The organism is Pseudomonas sp. R11-23-07, from assembly GCF_003852295.1.
Taxonomy (GTDB): domain Bacteria; phylum Pseudomonadota; class Gammaproteobacteria; order Pseudomonadales; family Pseudomonadaceae; genus Aquipseudomonas.
Genome location: NZ_CP027761.1, coordinates 1,052,075 through 1,070,209, shown reverse-complemented (window position 1 = coordinate 1,070,209; position 18,135 = coordinate 1,052,075). Strand labels below are relative to the sequence as shown.

The window sequence follows — 18,135 nt, the reverse complement described above, 5'->3', positions numbered from 1 at the left end:
GGTTCAGGTTAGCGCACGCCATCCTGGCGCAGGGCCGCTGGAGTGAAGTCGCTGGTGGTGGCGGTGAAGCCGAAGTCATAGGCCTGTTTCTCTTCGTTCTTCATGCCCAGGGCCAGGTAGCGGCCGGACTGCAAGTCGTAGAGGGTTTCCAGGGCGTACCACGGCACTTGCTTGTCGTAGTAGTTCTCGGCATGGGCTTCGGCGACGCGCCACAGTTGGCCACGGCCGTCGTAGTGGTCGATCACCGCCGCTTGCCAGGTGTCTTCGTCGATGAAGAAGTCACGCTTGGCGTAGATGTGGCGCTGGCCTTCCTTCAAGGTCGCGACCACATGCCAGACGCGGCGCAGCTCGTAGCGCGCCAGGTCCTGGTTGATATGGCCGGCCTTGATGATGTCGGCGTACTTGAGCTTCGGATCATCAATCTTGTAGCTGTTGGAGGCGATGTAGATTTCCTTCTTGCCTTCCAGTTTCCAGTCGTAGCGGTCCGGCGCGCCGTTGTACATGTCGAGGTTGTCGGAGGTACGCAGGCCGTCGGCGGCGGTCCCCGGCCCGTCATAGGACACTTGCGGTGCCCGGCGCACACGGCGCTGGCCGGCGTTGTAGACCCACGCCGAACGCGGCTCCTTCACCTGGTCGAGGGTTTCGTGCACCAGCAGTACACCACCGGCCAGGCGCGCCGGCGCGGTGACTTGCTGCTTGAAGTAGAACAGCACGTTGCCTGGGTTTTTCGGGTCGAAGTCCTTCATCTTGTCGCGGAACACGAACTGGTCGCGGAAGTACACCAGGCTGTAGGAACCGTTGGTTTGCGGTGTGGCCTGGGTGACCAGGCGGGTGACGCTGCCGCCGCGATAACGGGTGATGTGGTTCCAGATGACCTCCACGCCGCTTTTAGGAATCGGGAACGGCACGGCCGTTTCGAAGTTTTCCAGGCCGTTGCCGCCAGACACCAGGTTGGTGGTGGTGGCGTTTTTCTTGATCGCAGCGAATACCTCCGCTGGCACCGTGGCGCCACGATGGGTCGGATAGACCGGCATCTTGAACGAGTCCGGGTAACGCTTGAACATCGCGTACTGCCCCGGCGCCAGCTTGTCTTTGTATTGCTCGACGTTTTGCGCGGTGATGGTGAACTGCGGTTGTTCGCTGGCATAAGGGTTGGCCAGGAAGCCTTTGGCATCCACGGCGCCCGCGTTGGTCGGCATCGGCGTCCATTTCGGGATGGTGCCGGCCGCGTTACCGGCCATTTCGGCGCCCATTGGGGTCAGGCTGGTGCCGAGCTTGCCTGCTTCATCGGCCGAGACCGCCGCCATGACGTTGCTCGCCAGGATCGACAGCCCAAGCACACCCACGTGCAACAGACTTTTAGTTATTTTCATACTCTGGTCTTCCTGAATACATGCCACTTGAAAAGAGTGTGCTTAAAAGTTGGCGCCAAAGCTCAACGCGACAAAGTCACGGTCATCCACGGTGCTGAACTTGCCACCAAAGAAGTTGGTGTAGGCCAGGCTCGCGGTGTAGGTGTTCTGGTATTCGGCATCCAGGCCCAGGCTGACCGCCTTGCGCCCTTCTTCGAAGTTGGCGCCAGGGCCCGGCGAGTAACCTTTGACGTCATGGGACCAGACCACGTTGGGCTTGAGGTTGACGCCAGCGAACACGTCCGGGTATTCCCAGATGGCACGGGCGCGATAACCCCAGGAGGTGGCGGTGGTGTAGCCGTCGTTGTTGCAGTTGGTGTTCAGGCCAGCCGCGTTGGGCAAGCCGGCGCCGGTGGCGGTGGAGTTGTTAAGCGCGTTGCAGAACCCACCTGGCAAGGTGCCGGGACCGAAGACCGGGTCGCGGCCGTAGCGCGCCTGGGATTTGCTTTCCAGGCCACCCACGTGGGTCACGCCGATTTCACCGACGGTGGTCAGGCGGCTGGCGCCCATTACCTGGTCGAAGAAGTGCGTGAAGGTGGTCTGGAACTGGGTCACTTCCTTGCGGTTGTAACCGTGCAGGTCCTGGCCTGGCGAGCCCTTGAGCACCGACGCATTGCCAAAGCCCGGAATCGGCGTAACGCCGGCAAACAGGATATCGGTGGTGCTCAACTGCACCGGCGCATTCGGACGGTAGCTCAACTCACCGCTCCAGGCGGTGCCGGTAGGCAGGGTGGTGGAGAAGCTCAAACCGTAGAGGCGGATATCTTCCGGGTACTCGACGAAGTAGTTGGAGCTGCCCGCCACGATCAACGGACGCAAGGCACCCAGCGGACCCAGTGGACGGGTGTAGGCCGACGACGGCGCACCCTGTGCACTGAAGATCGGCGCACGGCTGTGGTAGTTCATGAAGTAGGCGCCGAATTCGGTATCCAGCGGCTCGAAGTTGTAGTGCATGGCCATGCCGAACTGGCCGCTGTCGCGGGCATCGCGGTCCGGGCCACGGCGCACGAGCACGCCTTCGCTGTTCACGTCCACACCCAGGGCGCCCAAGGTCGGCAATGCTGCGCCGGGGATGGTCGAGCGCTTGTTCAGTACCCGCAGGTTATTGCTGCAGCCATCGGAAATCACGTCTGGCTGGGAGAAGAAGGTGCCGCAGTTATCGGTAACGGTCTGGTCCCATTCCAGCTGGTAAAACGCCTCGGCCGACAGGTTGTCGGTGAGCGTCTGGGACACGTAGAACATGTTGACCGGAATCAAGCCTTCCTTGATCTCGGCCCCTGGACGACGAAACGCCGACACGTCGATCGGGTTGATGGAGTTGATACCGCCGCCAATGAAGGTGCTTTCGCCCCAGCTCACCACCTGCTTGCCAAACCGCACGGAACCCGGCGCGTCGGCGATCGAGTAGTTGTGGTAGACGAACGCATCGAGGATCTGCCCGCCCGACGACTTGGCGCCTTCCTTGCGGTTGTTGTCGCTGATGTCCTTGAACAGACGGCTTTCGTCCTTGAGCTCAAAGTCGTACCAGTACTTGCCACGCACAAACACACCGGTGTCGCCGTACTTCAGTTCCAGGTCGTGGATGCCCTTGAAGATCTTCGAGAACGTTTCTCCGCGCTTGAAGTTCAGGTGCCCGTCATCGGAGGTCTGGGACAAGCCCTTGCCGCCGTTGTTGGCGCCGATCAGGTCGCGATTGGCCTTGGACGTGCTCCAACTGGCGCCTACCGACAGGGATGAGTCAAAACTCCCTTCGATTTCACCGATGTTGAAACTGACGCCGAATGCGGGCCCGGCGAGCGTAGAAGCGAGACTGACGGCCAGGGGCAGTCGTGCCCGGCGCCAGAACTGGTTTACTGAGGTCATCGACGCTACTCCATGTGCATTTTATTGTTATGGCAGTGAGCTCTTTCGGAAGATGCATGTAACGGCCGGGATACAACGATTCCAATGCCGAGCGACAACCGGGCGACCCTCGCCCGAAGCGCAACATCCGCGAAAAACTCTGGAAGGGACTATAGCCAGCAGGGGGTAGTGCTTGATCCCTCTAAAGTGTGATTTGCATCACCAACCCGTCTGCCACGACCCTTTCGCCACGCCGACGAAGGTCGACGCGGCAAGGATGGCTGAAATTCGGCAAATCACAAGTAAAGGCTTGAGATAGAGCAGCGCGCGCCCGAACGGGCGCGGCGAGCGGTGTCAGAGGGTCGACAGGAACGTGCTGTTGTTGGCCTGCCATTGGATGATGTCGATACGGATACGTTTTTTGTCGAGCTTGCCGACGCTGGTCTTGGGAATTTCCGTAACAACGGCGATCTGGCTCGGAATCGCCCACTTGCTCAAGTGGCCCAATTCAACGAACGGCTTGAGGTGTTCCTTGAGCTCACGGGCGCCTATCACATGGCCATCACGTAACACCAACAGGGCAAACGGGCGCTCGCCCCACTGCGGGTCGGCAATGCCCACCACCGCTACTTCGCGTACCGCCGGGTGACGGCTGACCAAGTCTTCCAGGGCCAGCGAGGAGATCCATTCGCCACCGGTCTTGATCACGTCCTTGATGCGGTCACGGATATCGATCACGCCGAACGCGTCCAGGGTGGCGACATCACCGGTGTGCATCCAGCCACCGGCCCACAGCTCGGCGCCCTTTTGCGGCTCGTTGTAATAGCCTTCGGTGAGCCAGGGCGCACGCAGTACCAGTTCGCCCTGGGATTCGCCGTCGGCCGGCAGAAAGTTGCCGTCGGTGTCCATGATCGCCGCTTCGACCAACGGGCCGGGCACGCCAGCCTTGATGCGGTAGGTGGTGCGTTCATCTTCGCTGCCGGCCATCAGCTCGGCATTGAGGTGGGCACAGGACACCAGCGGCCCGGTCTCGGACATCCCGTACGCGGCCGTCAATTGAATGCCACGGGCCTTGGCGGCTTCGTACAGCGAACGGTTGAGCGCGCTGCCGCCGATGACGATTTTCCAACCGCCGAAATCCACGCCCTGGGCGGCCTTGGCATTGAGCAGCATTTGCAGGATGGTCGGCACGCAGTGCGAAAAGGTGACCTTTTCCTGGCGCCACAGCGCCACCAGGTATTCGGGGTCGTAGCGGCCGGGGTAGACCTGCTTCAGGCCGAGCATGGTCGCCACATACGGCAGGCCCCAGGCATGTACGTGGAACATCGGCGTGATCGGCATGTACACGTCGTTGGTGCCGAGCAAACGCACGCTGTCGACGCTGCCCATGATGGTCGCCACGCCGATGGTGTGCAGCACCAGTTGGCGGTGGGTGAAATACACGCCCTTGGGGTTGCCGGTGGTACCGGTGGTGTAGAAGGTGGTGGCAACGGAATTCTCGTCGAAATCCTCGAAGGTGTACTTCGGGCTCGCCGCAGCCAGCAGGGTTTCGTACTCGCCCACCAGGTTGGGCAGGTCGGCGGTCTTGCTGTCGCCGTCGGTGATCAGCAAGGTCTTGTCGACACTGGTGAGTTGCCCGGCGATGGCCTGGTAAAGCCCCACGAACTCGCTGTTGACCAGCACGAAGCGGTCTTCGGCATGGTTCATGGTGTAGAGGATCTGTTCCGGCGACAGGCGCACGTTGATGGTGTGGATCACCGCGCCGATCATCGGGATGGCGAACATGCATTCCAGGTAGCGATGGCTGTCCCAGTCCATCACCGCCACCGTGTCACCGGCTTTGACCCCGGCTTCGGTCAGTACATTGGCCAGGCGCGCGACACGCTCGATCAAGGTCGGGTAGGTGTAGCGCAGTTTGTCGCGGTAGATGATTTCCCGGGTCTTTTCGTAACGGGTCCCGGACATCAACAGGCGTTTGATCAACAGCGGGTACTGGTAAGCGCCTTCGGCGGGGGGAATGACACGGGTCTGCAACATACGAATCCCTTTTATGACTGCGCGGTCTTGGCGTGAAGACCTGCACTGTAGAGACGTTATGTTTCAACCAAATCAGCCAAAGGAATGATTTGTAAAGCCCAGCAAATGCTAGCTTTGCGCCATCATTCTGGATTCATGAAGATCAAATGTGGGAGGGGGCTTGCCCCCGATAGCGGTGTGTCAGCCAAGTATTTATCAACTGATCCACCGCAATCGGGGGCAAGCCCCCTCCCACACAGATCAGGTTTACTTCATGCTGGTAAACGCCAGCTTCACCCCGATCGCAATCAGCACAGCGCCCATGGTGCGATCGAACCAATGCCCCATCTTCGCAAACCCGGCGCGCACGCGCTGCTGACTGAACAGCATGGCCACCAGGCAAAACCACAGCGCCGTCGCCACCGCCAGGTACACGCCATAACCGGCCTGCACCGCCAACGGTGTGTGCGGGTTGATCACCACCGTGAACAGCGACAGGAAAAACAGCGTGGCCTTGGGATTCAAGCCGTTGGTCACAAAACCCGCCGTGAACGCGCCGCGTGGGGTGCGCTCGCCCGCCTCGCGATGCAGCTCGCCTTCGGCCACAGGCTTGGCCGGCTGCGCGCGCAGCGCCTTGAAGCCGATATACAGCAGGTAGGCCGCTGCCGCCCATTTCAGTGCATTGAACAGCACGATGGACTGGGACACGATCAAGCCGATGCCCAGCAACGAGTAACCGACGTGCAGAAAAATCGCCGAACCGACGCCCAGCGCGGTCCAGGTACCGGCGCGCCGGCCGTGGGTCACGCTTTCACGCACCACCACGGCGAAGTCCGGCCCGGGGCTGGCCACCGCCAACAAGTGAATCAAGGCTACGGTTAAAAACTCGGCGACGTACATGCGCGCTCCATGAAGTAACGGATTATTTCATCTGATAGGCTCAGCAGATTACGCCTTCGAACCTCGTCGCAAAAGGTACAGTTGATCATGAACAATCGCCGCGCCGTCTTCCTCGATCACCCCTCCCTGGACCTCGGCGACCTCGACCTCAGCGGGCTGCGCGACTGCTTCGGCGAGCTGCAGCTGTTCGAGCAGACCACGCCGCAGAATGTGCTCGAACGCTTGCAGGGCGCTCACGTCGCCATCAGCAACAAAATCCCGCTCAACGCCGAGACTCTGGCGGCCTGCCCCGACCTCAAGCTGATCCTGGTGTCGGCCACCGGCACCAACAACATCGACCTCGACGCCGCCCGCGCCCAAGGCATCACCGTGAGTAACTGCCAGGGCTACGGCACCCCGTCGGTGGCCCAGCACACACTCATGCTGTTGCTCAACCTCGCCACACGCCTGAACGACTATCAACGGGATGTGGCCGCGGGCAAATGGCAGCAGGCCAGGCAGTTCTGCCTGCTGGACTACCCGATTGTCGAGCTGGAAGGCAAAACCCTCGGCCTGCTCGGGCATGGCGAGCTGGGCAGTGCCGTGGGGCGCCTGGCCGAAGCGTTCGGTATGCGCGTGGTGCTCGGCGCGATTCCCGGGCGCCCTGCCCGCGCCGACCGCGTGCCGCTGGATGAACTGCTGGCGCAGGTCGATGCGCTGACCTTGCATTGCCCGCTCAACGAGCACACCCGCGACCTTATCGGCGCGCGCGAACTGGCGCTGCTCAAGCCCGGCGCATTTGTCGTCAACACTGCACGCGGTGGCTTGATCAACGAACAGGCGCTGGCCGATGCGCTGCGCAGCGGGCACCTGGGCGGTGCGGCCACGGATGTGCTGAGTGTCGAGCCTCCGGCCCAGGGCAACCCGCTGCTGGCCGGTGACATTCCTCGGCTGATCGTCACGCCCCATAACGCCTGGGGCAGCCGTGAAGCGCGGCAACGAATCGTCGGGCAATTGCGCGAAAACGCGCTGGGCTTTTTCAACGGTGCCCCGCTTCGCGTCGTCAGTTGATAAACTGCGCCCCTTTTCAAGGAGCAGACCATGGATCCGCGCAGTGAAGTACTGCTTCGCCAGGCCGAACTTTTTCAAGGCAACCTGCTGCTGGTCGGTTTGCCGGCCGACGATTTGCTCGGGCGCCTGCCCAATGCCCATGGCTGGTGCTGGCATGCCGGCGACCAGGCGGCGCTTGCGGCGCGTTTTCCCGAGCGCAGCCAGTTCGGCGTGAGCGTGCCCGAGCGCGCATTCGATGCGGCGGTGATTTTCCTGCCCAAGTCCAAAGACCTCACCGACTACCTGCTCAACACCGTGGCCGCGCGCCTGCCAGGCGCCGAGCTGTTTTTGGTGGGCGAGAAAAAAGCCGGTATCGAAAGCGCCGCCAAGCAGATGATCCCCTTCGGCAAACCGCGCAAACTGGATAACGCGCGGCATTGTCAGCTTTGGCAAGTCACGGTGGGCAACGCGCCGCAAGCGCGCGAACTCGATAGCCTGGCGCAGACCTTCGACGTGCCGCTGGCCGACGGGCCGCTCAAGGTAGTGAGCCTGCCGGGCGTGTTCAGCCATGGTCGCCTGGACCGGGGCACCGAACTGTTGCTGGCGCATCTGGATAAGCTGCCCAGCGGGCATTTGCTCGACTTTGGTTGCGGCGCCGGCGTATTGGGGGCAGCGGTAAAACGTCGCTACCCGCATAACACCGTGACGCTGCTCGATGTGGACGCCTTCGCCGCCGCCAGCAGTCGCCTGACCCTGGCTGCCAATGGTCTGGACGCCGAAGTGTTGACCGGTGACGGCATCGACGCCGCGCCGATGGGCTTGAACGCGATTTTGAGCAACCCACCGTTCCATGTCGGGGTGCACACCGATTACTTCGCTACGGAAAACCTGCTGCGAAAAGCGGCAAAACATCTGGCAAAAGGCGGCGAACTGCGCCTGGTCGCCAACAGCTTCCTGAAGTACCAGCCGCTGATCGAAGAGCACTTGGGCATCTGCGCAGTCAAAGCCGAAGGCAATGGTTTTCGCATCTACCGGGCCAAGCGCCCCTGACGGGCGTTTGAAAAAGAAGGCTTGCCGAATGGGTTTTGCCTAGGCAGAATCCGCTCCGTCCTAGGGGAGTAGTCTCCTTTGAGCCCCACGCTCATCCGGCATACGTCAACATACTTGGTCAGCAGACCATGGCGTATGCGACCCAGGAGTCCGCACAGACGGACCGGGGTTTGACAAGACCTATGACACGCACACCTTACCCGGGGCGGGAAGGCTGTACGTGTCATAGCCGTGTCGACCCGCCCCTGGAAACCTACCTGATGCTGGATTCACTGCTCGTTCCTACCGCAATCGTTGCCCTGGCCGAAATCGGCGACAAGACGCAACTGCTCGCGCTCATTCTCGCTGCTCGCTTTCGCAAGCCCTGGCCCATCATCGCCGGCATCGTCGCCGCGACCCTGGCCAACCATGCGGCGGCCGGTGCGGTAGGCGCCTGGTTCGGGAGTTTCTTCTCCGATGCGGTACTGCACTGGATTCTCGCGGCCAGCTTCTGCGCCACCGCGCTGTGGACACTGGTGCCGGACAAACTCGACGATGATGAAGCCAGCACCACGCGCAAGTTCGGGCCATTCCTGACCACGCTGATTGCGTTTTTCATTGCGGAAATCGGCGACAAGACCCAGATCGCCACGGTGATGCTGGCCGCGCAATACCCGGAACTATGGCTGGTGATTATCGGCACTACGCTGGGGATGTTGATTGCCAACGTGCCGGTGGTGCTGGCGGGGAATTTTGCGGCGGAGAAGCTGCCGTTGACGTTGATTCGTCGGCTGGCGGCAACGGCGTTTTTCGTACTGGCGATTGTGGCGGTGTACAAGGCCATGCAAAGCAGTGGGTGGATTTAGCTAAAAGCTGCAAGCTGCAAGTTAAAAGCTGCAAGAAGAAGCATTGCTTTTTCTTACAGCTTGAAGCTTGCCACTTGCAGCTCAAGCCCTAGGACTTCTTGGCCTGTTGGTAGAGCGGCATCACCTTCGGAATCGCCGCCTGCAACGAGGCGATTCGGCTGTCGGACGCCGGGTGCGTGCTCATGAACTCCGGCGGCGCGCCTTCCGAGGCCTTGGCCATCTTGTTCCACAGCGTGATGGCGGCGTTCGGGTTGTAGCCGGCGCGGGCGGCCAGCTCCAGGCCGATCAGGTCGGCTTCGTTCTCATTGCTGCGGCTGTTGGGCAAGGTCATGCCATAGTTGGCCACGGTATCGGCCAGCGCCAGGCTGTCCTGGCCCAGGCCGAACAATGCACCGGCGCCCTGTTTGGCCATCTCGATGCCGTAGGCCTTGGACATGGCTTCGCGGCCGTGTTCACGCAAGGCGTGGGCGATTTCATGACCCATCACGGCCGCCAGTTCATCATCGGTGAGCTTGAGGTTGTCGATCAACGCGCTGTACACCAGGATCTTGCCGCCCGGCCCGCAGTTGGCGTTCATCTCATCGCTCTTGATCAGGTTCACTTCCCACTTCCATTGCGCCGCATCCGGGCGGAAGGTCGGCGCCTGGGCGATCAGGCGATTGGCAATGGCCTGTACGCGCTTGGCGTTGGCGCTGGTCTTGTCCAACACGCCTTTGCCGCTCGCCTCACCCAGGGTCTGCTGGTAGGACTGGGCGTACATCTGGTCGACTTCCTGGCTCGACAGCATGCTGAACATGTACTGCTTGCGCTCAACCCCAACCGCGCCGCCGCTGGTGGTGTTGACCGACTGACACCCGGCCAGCAGCATCGCTGCAACCAACCCGCTTACCGCCAATGACTTCTTCATGAACACGCTCCCTGGAAACATGGCGCGTATCGTAGGCGGACATTTGTATCGGCGCCAGATACATCAGACATTTAACCGCTGAATGTCGACGGTTCAAGCCGGGGTCAGGCACTCCGGCCCATTGAGCTTGGGATCGTTGACCATATTGGCCAGGACCCGCTCGCGCAAAGCGGCGGGCTCACTGGCCAAAAGACCTTGCAGCACCGCCAGCGGTGTCGCGGGGTCCAGCCAGGCGGCCTGCCCTGCTTCATCCAGGATCAATGGCCGGCGCTGAGCCTGTGCAGCTTGCGTGACCACCGCCGCACTCAACCACACCTGCTCCTGCACCGGATACGCTTCCCAGATCGCCGCGAAAAACAACGCGGAGCCCTCCCCCGGCGTCAGCCAGTACGGGCGTTTGCGCTGGGTGCCGCGCCATTCGTAAAACCCGTTGGCCGGCAGCAGGCAACGACGTTGGCGAAACGCTTCGCGAAACATCGGTTGCTCGGCCAGGGTTTCGGCGCGGGCATGGGCCGGCGTGCGGGACAGGTCGGTGAGCCAGGGCGGCGTCAGGCCCCACCGTGCACGCGCCAGGGTGAGCTGGCCGTCGAGGGCGCGCTGGATCAGCACCGAATCATTGGGGGAAATATTCCACTGGGCCTGCTGGTCGGCCGGAAACCCCGGCAAGGCAGCAAAAGCGGGGGTCCAGCGAAACAGGGCATAACGTCCACACATGGGGCAACACGACTCTTGGGGTAAACCGACCGACAGCCTAACAGACCAATACGTCGGGGAAGCTGTCGGGTTCGTCGCCGGGCAAGGGTTGCGCGGCGTTATAGGCGGTAATGAGTTCGCGGGCGTAGGCGGCCTGATCATTGTCGACCTCCAGCCCCAGCAAGCCGAAGATCGGCAGTTCGCCCGTGCCACCGAGCAAATGGCGCCCCACCAGGTGCGCCTCGATGCCTTCGCTGGCGAGCATCTGTTGCAGCAGCTCGCCTTCCATGAGGTTTTCCGGTTCGTAGATTCGCTGCATCGCGTTACCTGTTGTTTATTCGTTCTCGCTGCGGGTCTCGAGCATCCACTCTTCGCCGTGCACCTGCAGGTTGAAACTGATCGGCCTGCAGCACACGTGACAGTCCTCGATGTAAACCTGATCACCGCCGGACAAATCCACCGTCGTTTCGACCGTTTCACCACAATAAGGACAATCGTACAGCGCATTTTCCAGCATCGCGGTCTCCTGAGTGACTTGTGCGTATAATCGCCGGTCTATTTACAGGGTTATATTTCGGCTGAGCCCATTACTCAGGCCGCACCCTGGTATTTCTTCTACTTACCCTAGCCGTTTCTAACAAGAGAGCATGATGGGCGAATTCGATACCATCCGACCTTACAACGACAGCGAAGTCCCGGCAGTGCTGGACCGGCTGTTCCGTGACAAGGCCTTTCTGGACATCCTGACCCACTTCCGCTTCCCGCGCTTCGCTGGTGCGCTGGGCTGGCTGCTCAAGCCGATGATCGCACGCAAACTGCGCCGTGAATTCGCCGGCGTCACCACCGTGGCGACGCTGCAGGATAAAGTCGAGTATTACGTCGACCATACCATCGACCGCGCGACTGACGGCGTCACCTACACCGGCGTCGAGCAATTGAAGTCCGGCAGCGCCTACCTGTTCCTGGCCAACCACCGCGACATCGTGATGGACCCGGCCTTCGTCAACTACGCCGTCTACCATGCCGGCCTGCCGACGCCGCGCATCGCCATCGGCGACAACCTGCTGCAAAAGCCGTTCGTCAGCGACCTGATGCGCTTGAACAAGAGCTTCATCGTGCACCGCTCGATCACCGGGCGAAAGGAAAAGATGGCGGCCTACCAGTTGCTGTCGGCCTACATCAACCATTCGATCCGCAACGACTGCCAGTCGATCTGGATCGCCCAGGCCGAAGGTCGGGCCAAGGATGGGGATGACCGCACCGAATCGGCGATCCTCAAGATGTTCCACGTAAGCCGCAAGGACGAGCCGTTCGCCGAAGTCATCCAGTCGCTGAACCTGACGCCGGTGTCGATCAGCTATGAGTACGACCCGTGCGACGCCGCCAAGGCCCGCGAGCTGTATATCCGCGCCACCACCGGCACCTACTGCAAGGCGCCGGGCGAGGATGACGTGAGCATTGCGCTGGGCATCACCGGCTACAAAGGCCGGGTGCACGTGAACTTCGCGCCGCCGATTACCGAGCGCTTCGAAGACACCAAGGTGCTGGCTGCCGAAATGGACCGGCAGATCCTGGGCGGTTATCGGCTGTTCCCGGTGCATTACCTGGCGTATGCCCAATGGAACGATGCCGACCCCCAACTGCAAGTGCCCAAGGCCGCAGACGTATTCCCGGCCGATGAGCTGGCCAAGGCGAAGGCGGAGTGGGAGCGGCGCTTGCACGAATGCCCGTCCGAGCATCGTCCGTACCTGGTGACGCAATATGCGATGCCGGTGCGTAATCAGTATCGGGTGAAGGCGGGGATCCCGTTGTAAACACCGGTCAAAAAATGTGGGAGGGGGCTTGCTCCCGATTACGGTGTGTCAGTGCAGGTATTTGCAACTGACCCACCGCTATCGGGAGCAAGCCCCCTCCCACATTTGTTTGGCGGCGTACTTACAAATGGGTACTGAGCCAGGACAACACCAGCGCCACCCCCAGGCCCGCAAACCCGACGCGGTAAGCCTGGCGATAGGCCCGTTCGGTGCGCGTATCCAGGAACAGCATCGGTTGGTCGATGGCCCGCTCTTCGCTGCGCAGCGCGAGGTCGGCCATCGCACGTTGCGCGCGCAGGCGGGTCAGGAACAGCACTACGGCGCCCGAGCAGGCAATCAATAGGGCTACAGCATTGATGAGCAGCGCGGGCAACGCCATCGCAAACCTCGGCGAAACAGTATTCGGGTATCGGTCCAGCTACAAACCTGAACGATAGTGGCTTCCTGCGCCGTTAATGCTCCCTCCCCGTTGACGGCTAATGTATCCAGTAATTTACAGCGTCACCTGAACGTCACCTTAACAAGCCACTCTGATGCCCTTCGTCTTGAGGTGCTTGTCATGCTGCATGCGCAAAACCAGGACCGGCTGTATCTGATTGCCCCAAGTGATGAACAGGAGGCATTGGTCGGCGGCCTTGCGTTCAACGTCCAGGACCGCCACTGGCTGGTGTATTGCGCCCTCGCCGCGCAGGTGCATGCCGACCTGCCGGAGCTGGATTTACTCACTGGCGTGAGCATTTTGGATTTTTATGTCGACACGGCCGCGTGAAAGCGCCAGGCGAAAAAAAACCGGGCTCAGCGATGAGCCCGGTTTTTTTTGAACAGCTTATTGCGAACTGAGCAACTGGCCGATGCTTGGGTCCTTGAACAGTCGGGTCAAGGCATCGCTGAGCACATCGCTGACCAGCTTGGTGTTGGTTTCCTGGTTCGGCGACATGCCGAAACGCTGGTTGAGGGATGCGGCGTAGCGGCCGCTGTAGCGACGCGTACCGGCGCTGACGTCGGACTTGAAGGTCGCGCCGATGGACGCTTCGGTCACATACAGGCCTTCCTTGGGCGACTGGTATTTCAGTTCGGCCAGGGTGACGGTCAGTTGCGGCGCACCCGGCGTATTGGTCGGCGTAAAGCCCAACAAGCGCACGGCGGCTTCAGCCTGGGCCTGCAGCTTGGGCAGCACGTCCTCGCCGGTCACCGAAATCAGCGCGGTCTCCGGGTACAGGCCGCCACGCGAACCCAGCGTAGGTGACGGACGGCCATCTACCACACGCACCGACACCGGCTGGCCGTGACCGACCGGGGCCAACTGCGCCGTGACTTTGGGTTGCGGGCTGAGTTGTTGCGGGCTGTTGGCGCAGCCAACCAAAGCCAAACTGGTCACAGTGATCAAACCGAACAACAGGCGTTGCAACATACTCATTTCTCCAGGACTAGGCGCACACAGGCCGCCAGTATAACGGTGCACGCGCGTCACTCACCAGCAATCCTGAACCGCAGCTGAAGGCATGGGGCAAATTACAATTTCACATAAAAGCGTCATTGCAATGTCATGGCAGACTGACAACCTTCAAGCATGTAACGCAACCGGTACATCGCCATGCGCCTTCTCAAGTCACTGTTCCTGTCACACGCCCGCCACCGCCACTTTGCCCTACTCGACGCCCACGGTCATTGCCTGGCGTTCAAGCAATGCAGCCTGCCGCCCGTCGGTGAAGGCTGGGTGGAAGTTGCAGAGACACACCTTGGCTGGATGCACCGCCCGCTGCCGGCCAGTGCACGGGTCAGCCCTGAGTTTGTACGCGCATCTTCGCGACAAGCGTTGGCCTCCTGACCAGCGCACTAATAAAAGTCATAAAACACGCCCATTTCCCCGGCGTTCTTCGCTACAATCTCCCCCCGATTATAAGGACGTCTCCTGATCGGGCCCCGCAGCATCGTTATTGCCTCGGCATTAACCTCCCAATTGCCCACAGAGAGCCGCCCACACAGATCGAGTGAAGCTGGCGTGCTTGCTGTTTCCTTTGCAAACCACCCGTCTTTATCGAATCTGCCAGAGCTGCCATTGCGCTCGGCCACTTGAGTTTGTTGCCCGTTTCACGGGCCAGGTGCCAGGCTGGGCAGCCCTTTTTTGAGGTTCACGTCTTCAAAAGAGCGTGAAAAAACGGGTTTTCACAACTTCACAAGAGTGTGGCGAGCAAATGAATAGTTTGGCGTTTGTACAAGCACCATCAGCGTCTGGAACAGCCCAACACAGGACCGAGTACTCCTCAACAACCGGAGCTTGAGCCTGTCCGCTACGGATTGGTTGCACGAATCGCACGCTTTGACCATAAGTCGAATTGCCACAGGCGCCCATGAATGCGTTCATAGGCAGATTAGCCGGGCAGGAAGCGTGCGCTGAAGTTGCAAAGAATTGCGAAACGGACATGGCGATCCTGGCCATGGGTAACCTGGGGCAACACGTGAACCGCCCCGTCACTCCTGGCAGCCATGCCGTCAATTTGGTGCTGCAGATTTTGGAGACGCGTTAAATGGCGCATAACGAAGCAGTCGACGTAGTTCTGGTAGGGGCCGGCATCATGAGTGCCACCCTGGCCGTACTGCTCAAGGAGCTCGACCCCGGCCTCAAGCTGGAAGTCGTTGAGCTGATGGATTCGGGTGCCGCGGAGAGTTCCAACCCGTGGAACAACGCCGGTACCGGCCACGCCGGGCTGTGTGAGCTGAACTACACGCCGCAGGCCGCCGATGGCTCCATCGACATCAAGAAAGCCGTGCACATCAACACCCAGTTCGAGGTGTCGAAACAGTTCTGGGCGTACCTGACCAAAAAAGGCACCTTTGGCTCGTCCAAATCCTTTATCAGCCCGGTCCCGCACCTGAGTTTCGTGCAGGGCGAAAACGGCGTTGCCTTCCTCAAGAAGCGTTTTGAAACCCTCAGCCAGCACCATGCGTTTTCGGACATGCACTACACCGAAGACCGCAGCGAGATGGCCGAGTGGATGCCGCTGATGATGCCGGGCCGCCCGCTGGACGAAAAAATCGCCGCGACCCGCGTGATGAACGGGACTGACGTCAACTTCGGCGCCCTGACCAACCAACTGCTCAGCCACCTGACCAGTTCGGCGGACGCCCAGGTCAAGTACTGCAAGCGCGTCACCGGCCTCAAGCGCAATGGTGCCGGCTGGACCGTCAGCATCAAGGACGTCAACAGCGGCAACAGCCGCGACGTGGATGCCAAGTTCGTCTTCCTCGGCGCCGGCGGTGCGGCGTTGCCGCTGCTGCAGGCGTCGGGCATCGAAGAAAGCAAAGGCTTCGGCGGTTTCCCGGTCAGCGGCCAGTGGCTGCGTTGCGACAACCCGGAAGTGGTCAGACAGCATCAGGCCAAGGTCTATAGCCAGGCCGCCGTGGGCTCGCCACCGATGTCCGTACCGCACCTGGATACCCGCGTGGTGGATGGCAAGAAGTCCCTGCTGTTCGGGCCATACGCCGGGTTCACCACCAAATTCCTCAAGCACGGCTCGTTCCTGGACCTGCCGATGTCGATTCGTGCCGGCAACATCGGCCCGATGCTCGCCGTGGCGCGCGACAACATGGACCTGACCAAGTACCTGGTCAGCGAAGTGCGCCAGTCCATGGAGCAGCGCCTGGAATCCCTGCGCCGCTTCTACCCCGAGGCGAAAGCCGAAGACTGGCGCCTGGAAGTGGCCGGCCAACGGGTGCAGATCATCAAGAAAGACCCGAAGAAAGGCGGCGTGCTGCAATTCGGCACCGAGCTGGTGGCGGCCAAGGATGGTTCGCTGGCGGCGCTGCTGGGCGCCTCGCCGGGCGCTTCGGTGACGGTGTCGATCATGCTTGACCTGATCGAGCGCTGCTTCCCGGAGAAAGCCAAGGGCGAATGGGCGACCAAGCTGCACGAGATCTTCCCGGCGCGCGAGAAAGTGCTGGAGACGGATGCCGAGCTGTATCGCAAGATCAATACGCAAAACAACATCAGCCTGGAGCTGGTAGATGGAGGTGCGAGCTCGCTCGCGAAAAACGATAACGATAACGCAGCGCATCTGGTTTGACGCGGCGCTCTCAGGTTCTTCGCGAGCAAGCTCGCTCCTACCGTTAAAAGCGAAACGCCCCGGACTCTTATGAGGTCGGGGCGTTTTTTTATGGCTCGGATAATCAGCTGCGGGCTTTGTCGATCAGCTCGATGTACTCGGCGGCGTTGCGCTGGTCCTTGATCAGGTCGACAAAGGTCTGGCCATGCTCATCCTTGCCATCCAGGTCCAGACCGGCCTCCTTGAAGAAGCCCAGGAAGCGCTCGAAGTCGTCGATACGCAGGCCGCGATAGGCCTTGATCAGTTTGTGCAGGGACGGAGACGTCGCATCGACCGGCTCGAAGTTCAGGAACAATTTGATCTGGTCGTCGCCGATCTCGTCACCGATCACCTGTTTTTTATCTTTACGCATTACCGACTCCAGCCTGCAGACATTGATACGGGGGTTGAAGTCTACCTGTGGTGCACAGGCTTCGAAAGCGTAGAAGAGCCGCAGCTCAGTCGAACTGGGCGAGCATCCAGCGTTGGTAGTCAGCCACACCGGCATCGCCCTCGCGGGGCGCCCAATCGGCCAACTCACCCTCGCCCACCGGTCGATAGGGCCCGGCCTTGCACTCGAACATCACCGTATCAGGCTCCAGCACGACCAGGCCATGGAACACGCCCGGCGGCAGGTCGACACCCGCGCACTCGCCCCCTGCCTGCATCACGCGTTTGGTGACGACCTCACCGGTGTCGCTGAATATCAGCAGGCCCAGTCGCCCCTGGAGCACCAGCAAGGTTTCCGCCTTGTCCGCGCTGAGGTGCCGATGCGGCGGTACATAGGTACTCGGCTGCAGGGCCACGGCGAGGCGATGACACGGCTCTTCCATCTGGTGGAAATTGTGGTGGTGCCGGCCACGGGGGCTGGCGCCCGCTTTCTCGGCCAACTCTGCAAATAACGTCTGATCAAGAAAGCGGGCCATCGATTACATTCCTTTAACCGCGTAGATGCCATTGGCGTTGCGCCAGTAGCCCTTGTAGTCCATGCCATAACCGAAGATATAGCGGTCGATGCACGGCAGCCCGACAAAATCGGCTTTGAGCTCAGGGCGCGCCTTGCGGTCATGGTCTTTGTCGATCAGCACGGCGGTATGCACTTTGCGCGCGCCGGCATGCTTGCAGAAGTCGATGATCGCGCCCAGGGTGTGCCCTTCATCGAGGATGTCATCGATGATCAGCACGTCACGGTCGATAAACGAAACTTCCGGCTTGGCCTTCCAGAATAGATCGCCGCCACTGGTTTCGTTGCGATAGCGGGTAGCGTGCAGATAAGAGGCTTCCAGCGGGAATTGCAGGTGCGTGAGCAATTTGCCGGCGAAGATCAGGCCACCGTTCATCACGCAGAACACCACCGGGTTGGTGTCGGCCATTTCGCGGGTGATGTGCGCGCCGACCTTGGCGATCGCTGCTTCGACTTGCGCTTCGGTGTACAGGCAGTCAGCCTCGTGCATGATTTGACGGATATGCTCGAGATCAGCGGACATGGCGCTCTCCAAGGGGTGCTGTGGCAAGAAAAGCGGGCGAAGTTACGCTTCTACTGCG

The 18,135-nt window shown here is 61.0% G+C and carries 20 protein-coding genes and 1 riboswitch; of the genes, 7 read left to right on the top strand and 13 right to left on the bottom strand.

Annotated features, from left to right (window positions below):
• Positions 1–8: 8 nt before the first annotated feature.
• The 4 genes from C4J84_RS04705 to C4J84_RS04690 all read right to left on the bottom strand — a co-directional run bounded on the left by C4J84_RS04705 (position 9) and on the right by C4J84_RS04690 (position 6,170).
• Positions 9–1,373 carry a DUF1329 domain-containing protein gene (locus C4J84_RS04705; RefSeq protein ID WP_124403109.1) on the bottom strand — a complete coding sequence of 455 codons (1,365 nt, stop codon included), beginning with the start codon at positions 1,371–1,373 and terminating at the stop codon, positions 9–11.
• Between the two features lie 42 nt (positions 1,374–1,415).
• On the bottom strand, positions 1,416–3,275 hold the full coding sequence (locus C4J84_RS04700; protein ID WP_124434987.1) for a DUF1302 domain-containing protein: 1,860 nt from the start codon (positions 3,273–3,275) through the stop codon (positions 1,416–1,418).
• 333 nt (positions 3,276–3,608) lie between these two features.
• Complete coding sequence (locus C4J84_RS04695) at positions 3,609–5,291, bottom strand: fatty acid--CoA ligase (RefSeq protein WP_124434986.1); 1,683 nt, start codon at positions 5,289–5,291, stop codon at positions 3,609–3,611.
• A 246-nt stretch (positions 5,292–5,537) separates the two neighbouring features.
• The gene (locus C4J84_RS04690; protein WP_124365860.1) at positions 5,538–6,170 is read right to left on the bottom strand and encodes a LysE family translocator; all 633 of its coding nucleotides are present in this window, start codon (positions 6,168–6,170) and stop codon (positions 5,538–5,540) included.
• A gap of 87 nt (positions 6,171–6,257) precedes the next feature.
• Between C4J84_RS04690 and C4J84_RS04685 the strand changes: the two genes are divergently transcribed.
• From C4J84_RS04685 to C4J84_RS04675, 3 genes are all read left to right on the top strand, one after another.
• Positions 6,258–7,220, top strand: a complete 963-nt coding sequence (locus tag C4J84_RS04685) for a 2-hydroxyacid dehydrogenase (protein WP_372238199.1) — start codon at positions 6,258–6,260, stop codon at positions 7,218–7,220.
• 30 nt (positions 7,221–7,250) lie between these two features.
• Complete coding sequence (locus C4J84_RS04680) at positions 7,251–8,249, top strand: class I SAM-dependent methyltransferase (RefSeq protein WP_124369674.1); 999 nt, start codon at positions 7,251–7,253, stop codon at positions 8,247–8,249.
• 51 nt (positions 8,250–8,300) lie between these two features.
• Positions 8,301–8,420, top strand: a riboswitch (yybP-ykoY riboswitch).
• An 89-nt stretch (positions 8,421–8,509) separates the two neighbouring features.
• Positions 8,510–9,094 carry a TMEM165/GDT1 family protein gene (locus C4J84_RS04675; RefSeq protein ID WP_124361337.1) on the top strand — a complete coding sequence of 195 codons (585 nt, stop codon included), beginning with the start codon at positions 8,510–8,512 and terminating at the stop codon, positions 9,092–9,094.
• Between the two features lie 88 nt (positions 9,095–9,182).
• On the opposite strand, the gene C4J84_RS04670 is transcribed toward C4J84_RS04675, so the two are convergent.
• From C4J84_RS04670 to C4J84_RS04655, 4 genes are all read right to left on the bottom strand, one after another.
• The gene (locus tag C4J84_RS04670; protein WP_124361336.1) at positions 9,183–10,001 is read right to left on the bottom strand and encodes a M48 family metallopeptidase; all 819 of its coding nucleotides are present in this window, start codon (positions 9,999–10,001) and stop codon (positions 9,183–9,185) included.
• A gap of 93 nt (positions 10,002–10,094) precedes the next feature.
• The gene (locus C4J84_RS04665; protein WP_124434985.1) at positions 10,095–10,715 is read right to left on the bottom strand and encodes an SOS response-associated peptidase; all 621 of its coding nucleotides are present in this window, start codon (positions 10,713–10,715) and stop codon (positions 10,095–10,097) included.
• Positions 10,716–10,752: 37 nt separating this feature from the next.
• Positions 10,753–11,013, bottom strand: coding sequence for a putative signal transducing protein (locus tag C4J84_RS04660; protein ID WP_124361334.1), 261 nt, complete (start codon positions 11,011–11,013; stop codon positions 10,753–10,755).
• Between the two features lie 15 nt (positions 11,014–11,028).
• Complete coding sequence (locus tag C4J84_RS04655; RefSeq protein WP_124369673.1) at positions 11,029–11,211, bottom strand: CPXCG motif-containing cysteine-rich protein; 183 nt, start codon at positions 11,209–11,211, stop codon at positions 11,029–11,031.
• Positions 11,212–11,344: 133 nt separating this feature from the next.
• Here C4J84_RS04655 and C4J84_RS04650 point away from each other — a divergent pair, with 133 nt between their 5' ends.
• A complete protein-coding gene (locus C4J84_RS04650) occupies positions 11,345–12,508 on the top strand; it encodes a 1-acyl-sn-glycerol-3-phosphate acyltransferase (RefSeq protein ID WP_177412739.1) in 1,164 nt (387 codons plus the stop codon).
• Positions 12,509–12,629: 121 nt separating this feature from the next.
• Here the strand turns inward: C4J84_RS04650 and C4J84_RS04645 are convergent, their stop codons facing one another.
• A complete protein-coding gene (locus C4J84_RS04645; protein WP_124428703.1) occupies positions 12,630–12,887 on the bottom strand; it encodes a hypothetical protein in 258 nt (85 codons plus the stop codon).
• A 180-nt stretch (positions 12,888–13,067) separates the two neighbouring features.
• Between C4J84_RS04645 and C4J84_RS04640 the strand changes: the two genes are divergently transcribed.
• On the top strand, positions 13,068–13,277 hold the full coding sequence (locus C4J84_RS04640; protein ID WP_124434984.1) for a hypothetical protein: 210 nt from the start codon (positions 13,068–13,070) through the stop codon (positions 13,275–13,277).
• 57 nt (positions 13,278–13,334) lie between these two features.
• Here C4J84_RS04640 and C4J84_RS04635 read toward each other — a convergent pair whose 3' ends face one another.
• On the bottom strand, positions 13,335–13,919 hold the full coding sequence (locus C4J84_RS04635) for a YajG family lipoprotein (protein WP_124361329.1): 585 nt from the start codon (positions 13,917–13,919) through the stop codon (positions 13,335–13,337).
• A gap of 183 nt (positions 13,920–14,102) precedes the next feature.
• Here C4J84_RS04635 and C4J84_RS04630 point away from each other — a divergent pair, with 183 nt between their 5' ends.
• Both C4J84_RS04630 and mqo read left to right on the top strand, forming a co-directional pair.
• Complete coding sequence (locus C4J84_RS04630; protein ID WP_124365853.1) at positions 14,103–14,336, top strand: hypothetical protein; 234 nt, start codon at positions 14,103–14,105, stop codon at positions 14,334–14,336.
• Between the two features lie 700 nt (positions 14,337–15,036).
• Positions 15,037–16,572 carry a malate dehydrogenase (quinone) gene (gene mqo / locus C4J84_RS04625; RefSeq protein ID WP_124365852.1) on the top strand — a complete coding sequence of 512 codons (1,536 nt, stop codon included), beginning with the start codon at positions 15,037–15,039 and terminating at the stop codon, positions 16,570–16,572.
• Between the two features lie 103 nt (positions 16,573–16,675).
• Here the strand turns inward: mqo and C4J84_RS04620 are convergent, their stop codons facing one another.
• The 3 genes from C4J84_RS04620 to C4J84_RS04610 form a co-directional block, all read right to left on the bottom strand.
• Entirely contained in the window at positions 16,676–16,963 is a 288-nt protein-coding gene (locus tag C4J84_RS04620; protein WP_124365851.1) for a PA4642 family protein, read from the bottom strand.
• An 85-nt stretch (positions 16,964–17,048) separates the two neighbouring features.
• On the bottom strand, positions 17,049–17,516 hold the full coding sequence (locus C4J84_RS04615) for a WbuC family cupin fold metalloprotein (protein ID WP_124434983.1): 468 nt from the start codon (positions 17,514–17,516) through the stop codon (positions 17,049–17,051).
• A 3-nt stretch (positions 17,517–17,519) separates the two neighbouring features.
• Entirely contained in the window at positions 17,520–18,077 is a 558-nt protein-coding gene (locus C4J84_RS04610; protein ID WP_065885799.1) for a hypoxanthine-guanine phosphoribosyltransferase, read from the bottom strand.
• Between the last annotated feature and the right edge of the window lie 58 nt (positions 18,078–18,135).